6 protein-coding genes and 1 riboswitch are annotated in these 12831 nt (G+C 53.5%); of the genes, 4 read left to right on the top strand and 2 right to left on the bottom strand.

Annotation, left to right across the window (positions count from 1 at the left end; translation table 11 throughout):
- Nucleotides 1–191 precede the first annotated feature (191 nt).
- From K239x_RS10980 to K239x_RS10990, 3 genes are all read left to right on the top strand, one after another.
- The gene (locus tag K239x_RS10980) at nucleotides 192–1160 is read left to right on the top strand and encodes a hypothetical protein (RefSeq protein ID WP_145417873.1); all 969 of its coding nucleotides are present in this window, start codon (nucleotides 192–194) and stop codon (nucleotides 1158–1160) included.
- 177 nt (nucleotides 1161–1337) lie between these two features.
- A riboswitch (cobalamin riboswitch) is annotated at nucleotides 1338–1594 on the top strand.
- Between the two features lie 222 nt (nucleotides 1595–1816).
- Nucleotides 1817–4672: a ribonucleoside-diphosphate reductase subunit alpha gene (locus K239x_RS10985; protein WP_145417875.1), complete on the top strand. Its 2856-nt coding sequence runs from the start codon at nucleotides 1817–1819 to the stop codon at nucleotides 4670–4672.
- Between the two features lie 159 nt (nucleotides 4673–4831).
- Nucleotides 4832–5884: a ribonucleotide-diphosphate reductase subunit beta gene (locus tag K239x_RS10990; protein ID WP_145417876.1), complete on the top strand. Its 1053-nt coding sequence runs from the start codon at nucleotides 4832–4834 to the stop codon at nucleotides 5882–5884.
- A gap of 93 nt (nucleotides 5885–5977) precedes the next feature.
- On the opposite strand, the gene K239x_RS10995 is transcribed toward K239x_RS10990, so the two are convergent.
- On the bottom strand, nucleotides 5978–6829 hold the full coding sequence (locus tag K239x_RS10995) for a dienelactone hydrolase family protein (RefSeq protein ID WP_145417878.1): 852 nt from the start codon (nucleotides 6827–6829) through the stop codon (nucleotides 5978–5980).
- 885 nt (nucleotides 6830–7714) lie between these two features.
- Here K239x_RS10995 and K239x_RS11000 point away from each other — a divergent pair.
- Nucleotides 7715–8182, top strand: a complete 468-nt coding sequence (locus K239x_RS11000) for a DUF1569 domain-containing protein (protein WP_145422308.1) — start codon at nucleotides 7715–7717, stop codon at nucleotides 8180–8182.
- A gap of 898 nt (nucleotides 8183–9080) precedes the next feature.
- On the opposite strand, the gene K239x_RS11005 is transcribed toward K239x_RS11000, so the two are convergent.
- Nucleotides 9081–12608 carry a PPi-type phosphoenolpyruvate carboxykinase family protein gene (locus K239x_RS11005; protein ID WP_145417880.1) on the bottom strand — a complete coding sequence of 1176 codons (3528 nt, stop codon included), beginning with the start codon at nucleotides 12606–12608 and terminating at the stop codon, nucleotides 9081–9083.
- Between the last annotated feature and the right edge of the window lie 223 nt (nucleotides 12609–12831).

Raw genomic sequence — 12831 nt, forward strand, 5'->3', positions numbered from 1 at the left:
GCGTAGTGGCGCGAGCCGTCGGGGACGTCAAAGACTGGATGGCATGCGGCTTTCTGCCAAAAACAAACCTTCTCTCTTCCGAAAGTGATTCGCCCGGCGGATAGTGTAGCCGCGCTGTGCTTGTTCATCATGGTTTGGCTACAATGCTTGGCAGCTTTCTGTAACACTTTTCCTTCGCTTGGATGCTTTTGATGAGTTCTGTTGCTCCTCAGTTCGGCAAAACCGCCGTCGAAACTTACAAACACAGTGGCCGGGTTCCGGTATCGGGTTTAATTCTGTCATTGGTTGTGTTGGTGCCAATCGCGGTTTTGCTTGGCGCGATCTACAGCGGAGCTGTCGTTTGGGTACCGTTCATCAAGCTGCGCGGGCTGCTGACATGTTTTTATGGCGGGGCAATCGGCGGCATCGTTGGCACGGTCTGCCGCGCCATGAAATTCAGGAGCACTCTGTTTGTTTCGCTGATGACGTTGTTGATTGTGGCGATCAGCTACTACGCGTCCTGGGCGTCTCATCAAGCGTTTGTGATTTGGCGATTTGATGGGATGTCAGACGATGTCACCGCGAGCGCGATCGCTGGTTTCTTGCCGCAGAACATCTACGAATGGGCGTCGTATATTCATGACAATGGGCTGTGGGCGATGGGCAAAAATGGAAACGCCATGTCTGGAATCGGCGTTTGCGTTTTGTGGGCAGTAGAGTTGCTGACCATTCTTGGAGTCGCGTGGGTGTCCCGAGCGACTTACGGTACGGCTCCGTTTTGTGAAAACTGCAATCAGTGGACACAAGAGACAAGGGAGCTGGCTGAATTGCCGGTTTCACCGGACGATCCGGCATGGCAAAAGTTTGCCGCGGGAGACTTGGACGCTGTCAAACGTTTGCAAGTCGTGCAGAATGTGCCGCAGTACGTTGAGCTACAGCTGGCGGCTTGCGGAACCTGCCAGGAAAGCGACTACGTTTCGGCGGTCGGTATCACTTTGGTAACGGACAAGGAAGGTGAGATCACAAAGAAAGAAGACGATATCGTTCGGCACTTGCATATCAGCCGCGCCCAACGAGACGAACTGCAGCAATTCGCGGTCATGATGGCGGAAGCTGTCGACGCGATGGATGAAGAAACGGACGAAGAACTGAAGCCATATGATCCGCCGCAGGAGACGTGATTATGATTCTCGCGGTACGTGCGCGAAAATCACGCCCATGCACAGCCGATGCGTCGGTTGTGTCATTAATTTTCAGCGCAGCAACAATCTGATCGGGTCGCCTGAGTAGAAAACGACTGTCGCTTTGAAGTATTATCGAACTCCTCAAAACAGGTTTGACAGCATTGGGCGAGTTGCTACACTTCGTCCGTTCGTGGTGACGAGCCTCGCTTCTTGCGTGGTTTGTGAACAGGGAACTCCGGTGTAATTCCGGGACGGTCCAGCCGCTGTGAACTGCCGCAATCGTTCGTGATAATCGTTCGATTGCAAGCGACGTTTCTTCTTTGGAAGTGCCATTGCTTGCCAGCGTTTTTTAAAACGCATAGCGAGTGAGAAGGTGGTAAACGACGCTCTCGGCAGTGAGTCAGAAGACCTACCACGAAATAGACGGTTAAGTGCTCTCTTGGATTGGGGCGATCGTTGTGGATGACGACGGATGTCAATGACATGGTGTCCCACGTTGTCTTGGACTGTCACATCACGATGCACGATTTTTGGCTCTCGGTTTTCCACAGCGCTGGCGATGCGCACGTTGGAAACGACGTCCGCGATCGGTGCGTGAATTAGAACGCGGTCGAAGCGATCAGGCTTCGGATGGCGTCAAATGGAGTTGCAGCATGAATTCTTCTACTTCCCAAACCCCAGCGGTACCTCGGAAGTGTCTAGGCACCGTCCGCAAACGCGACGGGCGCGAAATCGATTTTGATTCGCGGTTGGTCGCGACGGCCATCGAAAAGGCGTTTCGCGCGGAATTGAACTTGGCCGACGGACAGTCGTTGACCAGTGATACTGTGGGCGATATCGACGCGATTGTCAGGCAAGTCGAGGCTGTTGTTACGGCAAACGACCGACAAAGATCGGTCACCGTCGAGCAAATTCAAGACGTCGTCGAAATAGGATTGATGAAGTGTCAGCACTTTCGCGTCGCTCGACTCTACATCCTCTATCGAACCGAACATGCGCGGATGCGAGCGATTCGCGGCAAAAATAGCGAGCTGGATTCAGTCGAGGGGCAATCGGCCGAAGCGAATCGGCTGACCGTCGAAATCGAAGAGGGCGTGCGTGTAGCCTTTGACGTCGATCGTTTGTCGCGTTTTATCAATCAGTGTTCCGCAGCCAGTTTGCCTGAAGTCGACACGCAGGAAATCGTCGAAGAAGTCGTTCGGGGGGCGTTTGACGGCATGACTCCCGATGATTTGATGCGAGGATTAGTGTTGTCGGCACGCAGCAGGATCGAACGCGATCCGGCCTACGATCATCTGGCCGCTGAATTGCAAGCCTCCGTCATTTACCGGCAAGCGATTGGCAAGACTCAGTTTTTCAACGATTTCAAACAAACCTACCGCGACCACTTCGAACACTACATCATCGAAGCGATTCGGGCAAAACGTTTGTCCCCGGAACTACGCGACTTTGATCTTTCCAAAATTGCGGACGCCTTGCAGCCGGATCGCGATGGTAAGTTCCGCTACCTGGGCATGCAGACGATTTATGATCGCTACTTGCTGCACATCGATGGCCGTCGAATCGAAACACCGCAGTACTTCTGGATGCGGGTTGCAATGGGATTAGCGCTGGCCGAATCCGAAAACCACGAAGAGCGTGCGATTGAGTTTTACCAACTGCTTTCGTCGCTGCGATTTACTAGTGCCACGCCGACGCTGTTCAACTCTGGCACACTGCATCCGCAACTGAGCAGTTGTTACTTGACGACGGTGCAAGACGACTTGGACCACATTTTCAAGTCGATCGGCGACAATGCGCGATTATCGAAATGGGCCGGTGGCCTCGGGAATGATTGGACCAATGTCCGCGCGACGGGGGCGCGTATCAAGGGAACCAACGGCGAAAGCCAAGGTGTGATTCCGTTCTTGAAAATCGTCAATGATGCCGCCGTCGCCGTAAACCAAGGTGGCAAACGCAAAGGCGCAGTTTGCGCTTACATGGAACCTTGGCACCTGGACTTCATCGAGTTCTTGGATCTTCGCAAAAACACGGGTGACGAACGACGCCGAACACACGACATGCATACCGCGGCGTGGATCCCGGATCTGTTCATGCAGCGGTTGCAAAACGACGGTCAATGGACGCTGTTCAGCCCTGACGAAGTGCCAGATCTGCATGACTGCTATGGGCAGTCATTTGTCGAACGCTACGAATACTATGAAATGGAAGCTGCGGCGGGACGCATGCGGCAGCATCGGACGATGTCAGCGTCCGAGCTTTGGCGGAAATTGCTGACGCGAACGTTCGAGACCGGCCACCCTTGGGTAACGTTCAAAGATCCGTCGAATATTCGTTCGCCGCAGGACCATGCTGGCGTTGTTCACAGCAGCAACCTTTGCACGGAAATCCTTCTCAATACCAGCGACGACGAAACGGCGGTCTGCAATCTTGGCAGCATCAACCTGGGTCGGCACATCGTCGATGGCAAGCTTGATTTGGAATTGTTGCAACGCACGGTTAATACGGCGATGCGGATGTTGGACAACGTCATCGACATCAATTACTACCCCACGCCCGAAGCGCAGAATGCGAACAGCCGCCATCGTCCCGTTGGTCTCGGGTTGATGGGATATCAAGATGCGTTGAGTGATTTGGGGATTCCGATTGCCAGCCAAACCGCCGTCGAATTCGCGGATCGCAGCATGGAGGCGATCAGTTACTACGCGATCTTGGCGTCATGCGAACTGGCGGCGAAACGCGGTCGCTACGAATCCTACGCCGGTTCAAAATGGGATCGCGGTCTGTTGCCGATCGACACACTGGAGCTAGTGGACGCCGAACGTGGAGAACCTGTCAGCGTGGACCGCGATTCGAATCTAGATTGGAATCTTGTCCGCGCGGCGATCGCGGAGCATGGGATGCGAAACAGCAATTGTCTTGCGATCGCACCGACGGCCACAATTTCCACCATCGTCGGTTGCACGCAATCCATCGAACCGACGTACAAGCAGCTTTATTCCAAAAGCAATTTGTCGGGTGAATTCACGCAAACGAATTCGCGTCTGGTCAATGCGTTGAAACAACGTGGGCTTTGGAATGCCGAAATGCTGGACTCGCTGAAATACTACGACGGCACGGTCGGAGAAATTGCGAATCTGCCCGCCGACGTCAAAGAGCTTTTTGCGACGGCGTTTGAGATCGAACCGAAGTGGTTGATCGCAGCGGCTGCGAAGCGGCAGAAGTGGATCGACCAAGGGCAGTCTCTAAATCTGTACCTGGCATCACCCAGTGGAAAAGCGATCGACGCGATGTATCAGTTGGCGTGGAAGAGCGGTTTAAAGACGACGTACTACTTGCGATCGCTCGCTGCCACGCAAGTCGAAAAGTCGACCGTTGATGTCAACCGGCATGGCATCCAGCCACGTTGGATGAAGTCGCAAAGTCAGTCCAGCGAAATTCGCGTGGATCGAGTTGCTTCACCAGCGGCATGCAGCATCGATGATCCCGATTGCGAAGCCTGTCAGTAGCATTAGCCGCATCGACTTGTCGCTCCGCCAGAGCGCTAGATGTGATGATTGCTGCGATGGCCAATCACCCTGTCGTTCCGTCCGTCTCTCTTGAAACGCGAGCGACGTCACGCCCCGATTTCCCCACCCAAGAAAACAACCTATCTATAGGACGTATTTATGTCGATCTCCTTCGAAACGACCAACACTTCCGCTCCTCGACGCTTTGACGCGTCGGACAAACGACTGATCAATTGCAATCAAGTTGACGTTAATCAGCTGATGCCACTGAAGTACAACTGGGCTTGGGAGCATTATCAAAACGGATGCGCCAATCATTGGATGCCGACCGAAGTGCCGATGACCAAGGACATCGAAACGTGGCGAAGTGACCGATTGACCGATGCGGAACGCCGCGTCGTCATGCGCAATCTAGGTTTTTTCTCCACGGCCGAAAGCCTAGTCGGCAACAACTTGGTGTTGGCGATTTTCAAACACGTCACCAATGCCGAATGTCGACAGTATCTTTTGCGACAGGCATTCGAGGAAGCAGTTCACTCGCATACGTTTTTGTACATCGTTGATTCGCTTGGTCTGGATGAGGGCGAGGTTTTCAATATGTACCACGAAGTGCCTTCGATTGCGCAGAAAGACGCGTTTGAAACGGAGCTGACTGCTGAAGTCATGTCCCCCGAGTTTTCAACGGAGACCGACGAGGGAGCCCAGGCGTTTCTGAAGAATTTGATCGGCTACTACCTGATCATGGAAGGAGTGTTTTTCTACACCGGATTTGTGATGATGCTTTCGTTTCATCGCCGCAACCTGATGACGGGGGTTGGCGAGCAGTTTCAATACATCCTTCGCGATGAAACGACGCATCTGAATTTCGGCATCGATCTGATCAACGGTATTAAGTCAGAGAACCCGCATTTATGGACGCCGGAGTTCCAGCAGGCGATGGTTGACCGAGTGAAACAAGCCGTTGAACTCGAGCTCGCATATGCCGGGGATTGTTTGCCCGGTGGCATCATGGGACTCAACGAAGACCTGTTTCGCGATTACGTCCAGCACATCGCCGATCGTCGCCTGGAAAGAATCGGTTTGCCGATGCAGTACGGATCTGCGAACCCCTTTCCATGGATGAGCGAGACGATGGACCTGGCAAAAGAAAAGAACTTCTTCGAGACTCGAGTCACGGAATACCAATCCGCTGGCAGTCTCAGTTGGGACTGATTCTTTCCTTTTAGGAATGACGGGATCGCCTTGAGTAAGGCATTGTGTGGTCAACCATCGCGAATTCGCAATGGTTGATTCACACAATGCAAATTAGGCGAGCGCGTTCTGGAATAGCACCAGCATTCTTTTCCACGCTTTTTCGGACTGCTCTTGATTGTAGACTTTGGTGTCGGGCGGGCACCAACCGTGTCCGGCTGGATACACCTCGATCTCGGCCGACAGGTCGGCGTCGCCGAACGATGATTTCAGGGTCGTTTTCGATTCGGGATCGCGTTGGTCGTCGTTTTCGGCAATCGCGATCAGGAATTGAGCTTTCATTTCCGGGATCAGCAAATGAGGGCTGTCTGGTTTGTCAGTCACCAGGCCCCCGCCGTGAAATGTAGCGGCCGCGCCGACGCGATCGGGCACGGCTGCGGCAGTTCGCATCACGATTGGGCCGCCCATGCAGTAGCCGGTCGTTCCCATTTTCTTTTTCTTGTCCACTTGGGGCTGCTGATCCAGCCAGGCGATGAATGCCTTTGCGTCCACTTTGTTTTTGTTTGCGTCCAGTGAACGAGCCAGTGGGATGACGTCTGTGATTGGCGTGTTTGCTCCCTTGGTTGCGGTCGGTGCTTTCTGAGTTCGATAAAACGGATTGACAACCAAGACACTGTATCCCGATTCCGCAAGACGCTTGCCCATTTGGCGAAATGCCGGCCGCAAGCCAAAGATGTCTGGCCAGATCAGTACGGCAGCATGTGTGCCATCCGTTGGTGTGACAAAAAAAGCGTCGCATTGTCCGTCGGGAGTTTCAATCGTGACGTCGTTCTCGCTAACTTCAGCGGCGTCGGCCGCGCGTGGCAACATCATGGCAGCACCAACGCCCGCTGCTGCCGCGAACGCGTGAAAGTCTCGACGCGAGTACTTTTTCAAATCGTCTTCAAAATGATCTTGATCACACATGAGCAAATTCTCTGAAAGGGTTACGCACTCAAACTGGGTGGAACAAGATGATATCAGCCTTGGCAAAGTTGAACGAGTAAGCCAACAGGTTTCCGTCTCGCCCCGAATACATCTAGCGCCGAATGTATGCGTTACCATGTGATCTTCGTCCTGTTGCCGCATCAAAAGTCGTTCGCGTCGGTGTTGTTCAGGTGCCTACTTTGCAGAAAGTGAATGGCTCGTGAGTGGAGACGAATCTGCCTACAATTAAGTCTGCCTTTTCGCGGTCGCTTTACTCTATGTCGTAAATCTTTAATGGCAGCTCTCTGCAAGAACCGGCTAACAATTAGCAGCGATGATCCACGGATACTCAAGAGTGTTGGCGAAGCGGCCGCTGATGCCAGCACCGGATTTCTACAGTTTCTATGTCCAATGCCAGAGAACGTGGAAGAGTTGGAAATCGAAGTTTTGCCACAGTTGCCCAACGAACCAAAGTCGTACTATTGGCGACTGGATAATTGGGGGTGCCGCAGTGATGTTTCGTTTCAATTCGACCACGTGAGCAATCACGAGATGCGAGTGGTTTTTCCGACCGACTACTCGCCGCCAGTGGGCGCATTGCAACATGGGGCACGGGTTTACGGATTTCGCTTCCGGCTTTTGTATTGCGAACCGGGGAACTGTTTTTGTGGCATCGCGACAGAATCCAGCCACCAAGAATGTGAATTCACGCTCGACCGTCCGCCGATCGAAGAAGGTGTGCCGCAAGAGTTGATTGACGTTTTTGAACTGAACGCTCTCTATGAAGAATTCCTCGCAGATGCGGAATCAGAACGTCAAATTGCGAACCAGAGTGCCCCGGAAAACACAGTCGGCTTTGATCCAGATGATTCCGGTTTGCGAAAGTTGAGGTTCGCTGATCTGGACGAAGCAGTGCGCGATGCTCAGCACTTGCTGGAGTCGGGGTATGTGCGGCAAGGCAACTGGTCGCTCGCGCAGGTCTGCCAGCACTTGCGATTGGTGCAAGACCCAAGCGTGGATGGGTATCCCGGGTGGATGTCGTTGTTCGCGTTTTTGCGTCCCGCGATGCGGCGGTGGTTGCTGCCAAAATTGCTGAGCGGTGATTCGCCGCGAGGGATTCGCACCGCTTCGCTATTTGTGCCAGCCGACGGTTTGGTCGATGAGGTCGAGGTGAACGCTTTTGCAAAGAGTGTCGCGCGTTTGAAGTCCTACGATGGCCAGTACACGCCGCATCCTGCATTTGGTCGGCTGCCGCGTGCGAGGATTTTGCAGATCCACTCATGTCATGCAGCGCATCATCTGCGGTTTCTGATTCCGCAAACTTCGGATACAGATGCGCACGAATCGAAGTGATCAACCATCTCGCCTTCGATAGCGGTCATCAACATGTTCCAGAGCCAGCCAAACACACTGGGACAAAAGCTGCCATCGCAAGAATGCAGATCAAGAATTCCAGGCGTCACCATCTTTTGCTTTGAGTTCGTCGAATTCACGATCTTCAGGCTTTTTTCGGTACCAAGCAAATAGTTCGCAAATGCAACTGCAAGAGAAAAGGAATTTGCCAAGCAAGGAAACTGAGAAACCTTTCAATGCGAAGGCGACGGAGACGGTTGTTAGTGCGAGTAAAAAGTAGACGATTAACGGAATCGCTGCCCATCGTTGTCGAAACCATGTGAGTGCGGCGAACACACCCACGGAAAGCCAAAAGACGCCAAAGAAGGTGGAGCCGGTCGAAAACGACCCGTAGGCTACCGCTGGTGCAGCTATGACCAGCAATGCGGTAAACCAGCCAATGCCCCACCCAGGAGATCGAAATTTCATAGCTTTCGAGACGAGTGTTGCGGACTAACTGGTGGGAGTAGAGAGAGGATTCGGTCGCTGTCGTTCTTCACGTTAGTCAGCGTCGCGGTGGAAATCGATGGCTACTCAGGGTTGTAACTGAGACCAAATGCTCAGTACTGTGATCGACTCCTGGCTCTGCGAATGCCAAAGTCCGTCCGCCGAGATGGGGTTCCTGAGTTTGCATTTTCAGTCGCACCGATGGGATGCGATCTGTTTGCAGGGGGGCAAGTATAAATCGGCATTTCTTGGCAGTACGGTTGGCAAACCAATGGCAACATTCGTTGATATGCCACGAATTTCGCGGCATCGATATCCACCCTGCCTCAACCTGCAAGTCGCGTCTTTAGATTGCGTAAGGAACGCAGTAAGCGATATTGCAAGCTGAGCTACCGATTGGAACAGCGTCTACCTACTGAGCGCTGGCGAGGCGATCGACCAAGGTTGCGTCTTTGGTTGAAGGACGCATTGGGTCAGCGCCCAGGGTTCCGACTAGCTCTTGCTCGTAGTTCGGCGATTCCGCATTGGCACGCATTTGCTGAGCGAATTGCAGGCTTTCCTGCAGAGCGGTTTTATCGGCACCGCTCGAACTGGACTCGATTTGTGCGGTGATTCGATCTTCAAAGGCTTTCCAGTGATCGATGTCGCGAAACTTTTTCTCGGAGAGGCGACGTTTATACCAATCGCTTTCGATGAGCGACTCTCGCGTAAACAACGCTCTTACTTCGGGAGCGTCGATCGTTTTGCCATTGTGCTCGCCGGTGGCCATGATGTTCAAAATGGCTTGCAGTGGTGGGCAGGCGAGTTCGTATCCGCCGTCGTCGAAGTAGGTTTTGGCGACTCGCTGCTGTGCTTCGGCGATGTAAAGAACACCATCGGCAAACGATTCGGGATCCTGCTTTTCCGGCTTCAGGAGCTCTTCGGTAAACACTTTCGACGGATTGTCAAAGACACGAGCGAGATAGGTTCGCACGAACTTTCGCGTGATGCGATAACCAAGTCGACTTGCTGGGATCGTTTGGCCGTTGTGCTGGTAGTCTTCGATTTTTTCCAGCATGCCTTCGGCGATTAGCGTGTTGGGGTCACGTTCTTGGGGCCCCATCCGGCACCAGACTTCGGGAATCAGCAGCGAAATGTCGTGACCGACTTGGTAGCGTGGTCCGATGTGACCGGCGGCCGTACTGAACCCGCCCAGTTCGGTCAAAATCATCGACACGATCGCGTTGTTCATGTCGATCGATGGCATCAAAGCATTGAAGGGCGCTTTGGTCAGTGCGCCTTCGCTTCCAGCACCGGTCGTACTGGGGCTCTTGCCGGTCAACGAACACACGTAGTCCATGACCAGTTCAGGCAATTCCTGATAGTGCAGTGGCGAGTACACAGCCAATGAACGGTGCCCTGCCGCTGGGTCAGGCGGATTGTTGCGTCGTCCGCCAAGCACGGCGCCGACGGGGGCATGCACTGGTGAATCCGCTGGCAACCCACGATGAAGTTGCATGCCTCGGTTGGCGACATACGTGTTACGGTAGTTGACCATGTCCGGGCGGTCTTGCAGGTACCGCGGATTCGTTGTTCGCTGACCATTGATGATCCGCGGGTCGGCGGTGCTGACGACGAAACCTTCGTCTCGTTTGGCGGCGTCCAAAAGCATCTCAGCGATGGGCCCGGTGAACTTATCAAATTCGATTGCGTCGTCGATGATCTTGCGAACTTCTTCGATCGCCAGGGGCTGAAAGTTGCTGATGAAATTTCCGGGTTTGGACAGATCCGATTCCGTCTGTTTGTCCAAGCCACGATGCACTGCATCGTCAGGACGCTGGAAAAGACGATACTCGCAGTTTTCGACAAACTTGTAGCTATCGACTTCCAGAACGCCCGGCCCAACTTGGTCCAGGGCTGCTCGAGGAACCACGACACTGCAACTGATGTCGTCTTCGCGCTGGACCTTGGCGGCCGCAATGAAGTCTTGTCGCAGTTTAAATGTCCGCCAATTGGAATCGTCAAGACCGACGCGAAGGTAGGTTCCGACAAGTCCTCGCGTGCCGAGTTTAAGTTCGTGGCCGGGCGAACCGTTGACGATATCGACGTTGAAGTAGTCTCTCCAATTTCCTTCCATGCCAGGACGGGTGAAGCGTTTGATGATCAACGCCATGGAATAGACGTGCTCAGGGATCTCTGCGAGCCACTGATTGTAGGCGTCGTTGTACTCGGGCGACGGCGTTAGCAGTTTGATTACGCTGCCCAGTGAACGACTCGGGTCCAGGACGCCGCGACTTGGCTGGTCGGTGTAATCGGTCCGGCCTTTGAAGTTAGATGACCAACGATCTTGGTAAGACTTTTCAAAAATCTGATCCAACATCGCGTAGTCTTTTTCGTGGTCGCCCACAAAAATGGGACCGTACAACATGTAGTCACGCAGACTCTTACTGATTTCACTTTTCCCGCCACCACTAACAGTACAAGGTTTGTGACAGAAAACGCCTTCGCCAACCGTTCCGACCAAACGCCACGACGGGGCCGAAGGGTGCTTTTCTAATTGGATTTTGTAACCGCTGGGTGCGATGTAGACATTTTTGGGCGACAAGGCGATGCGACGTTCGCTGCCATCATGGACCCATTTGATGCATCGCTCACGCAACGTAACTTTGGCATTTTCGGGAATGTAAAACACGGTAGGGTCGGATTTGTCGATTCCATATCCATCGCTTTGGACGTCGACAAACGACGCGTAGTCGCGAGCCACATCCTCGAAGGTACGTTGGTTGTATCGCCGCGAATCGACTTGGAAATCTTCGCCCAGCGAATACGACGCAAACGCCAGGGCACCGCCAGCGTGTTCTTCTTCGGCGCCACCCATCAAGTTGGCGGCGTAGCTGATTTGCGTTTTGACTTCTTTTTTGCAGTAGCCGTAGTAGTTGTCGGCAATCAGCGTCACGATCACGCCGTTGTCATCGCGGCAGGTCAGTTTGAACGCGCCACCGTCATTGTATTTTTCTGATTCGTCTTTCCAACACATCGAATCACGACGTTGACGTTCGGTGGCATCGTCCCAGTGGGGGAGCCCCAGTTCTTTCTTGGTGTACTCAGTCAAATGAGTTGCCAAGATCACGCAGCCTGTGTGTCCACTCCAAGAACGGACATCCAAACCCGCGTCGTTTTCGGCGATTAACGCGTCGCCTGCATTTCCAAAAATCGATTCGACAAAGTCCAGGTTGCTGACCAGATTTCCCGGAGCAAAGAACCGTGTCTCCAACGATTTCTCTTCGCAAAAACCTGGCACGGCCGGGCAAACGATCGGACGCAGCAGCAGCGACACCCAAGTGTGCGCCGGATTGGACGAAGCACTCGTGTACGGCAATAGTTGTAGATCTTTGGGCGGATTCATCGCCCTGCGAAACAATTCGACGAATACGTTTTTAGGTACGATCCGTTTGTCCCCGGGGACAGGCAGGCCGCCCGTGACAACATGAAACGTTCCGGCCGTGGTGCGGCGGTCAGCACGTGGGTTGTTCAGCACGCCATTGAAGCAGCGAAACGATTCGACCAAGTCGTTTTTGAACTCATGACCGTTGACGGGCAAGCTCAACTCGCGAGCCATCCCGTGGCGATCCAAAGTCAGCGAGCCACTTGGCAAACGCAGCGGTTCATCGCCGGTTTCGTTTTCGAAGTAACGATTCAGGAACGATTCGATGCGTGAATCAACGGGAGCGCGGTAGTCGGCCAGCAGACGATTCTTTTCGCGCAGAGTCTGCAGAATACCGCTGGAGAAAGCGGTGATTGATTCGTCAGTGTCGTCGCCTTCGGGCGCCATCAATCCGGCCGAAGCAAGTTGCAGTGTCAGGTAATGACGCAGGTTTTGACGTTCTCCTGGATCGTTTGCGAGATGTCTGTCCCAGCCCAAGCGTTGTTGCAATTTGGACTCTTCACGAATCAACGACATATTACTTTTCCTATCAGCTAGCGACACAAAACTTCGGCTTCATGAGATCCCAAAGATACCAGCTGCCGACACCAGTTCACCCACCGTGGAATTCGCCGCCAGGAACTTTCCCTTTAGGTGGTTACAACGGTAGCGATCGCACCAAAAGAAAAGTGGCGCACCGGAAACGGCAATCAAAGAACCGACTAAGGCACTCTTTGTTCGCAAGTGAGCCGGCGAAACG

This window comes from Stieleria marina, assembly GCA_007741555.1.
Lineage (GTDB): Bacteria > Planctomycetota > Planctomycetia > Pirellulales > Pirellulaceae > K23-9.

What these genes read in the sequence shown, in the direction of transcription:
- K239x_RS10990 (WP_145417876.1), top strand. Translation starts at nt 4,832, where the DNA reads ATGTCGATCTCCTTCGAAACGACCAACACTTCCGCTCCTCGACGCTTT.
- K239x_RS10980 (WP_145417873.1), top strand. Translation starts at nt 192, where the DNA reads ATGAGTTCTGTTGCTCCTCAGTTCGGCAAAACCGCCGTCGAAACTTAC.
- K239x_RS10995 (WP_145417878.1), bottom strand. Translation starts at nt 6,829, where the DNA reads ATGTGTGATCAAGATCATTTTGAAGACGATTTGAAAAAGTACTCGCGT.
- K239x_RS11005 (WP_145417880.1), bottom strand. Translation starts at nt 12,608, where the DNA reads ATGTCGTTGATTCGTGAAGAGTCCAAATTGCAACAACGCTTGGGCTGG.
- K239x_RS10985 (WP_145417875.1), top strand. Translation starts at nt 1,817, where the DNA reads ATGAATTCTTCTACTTCCCAAACCCCAGCGGTACCTCGGAAGTGTCTA.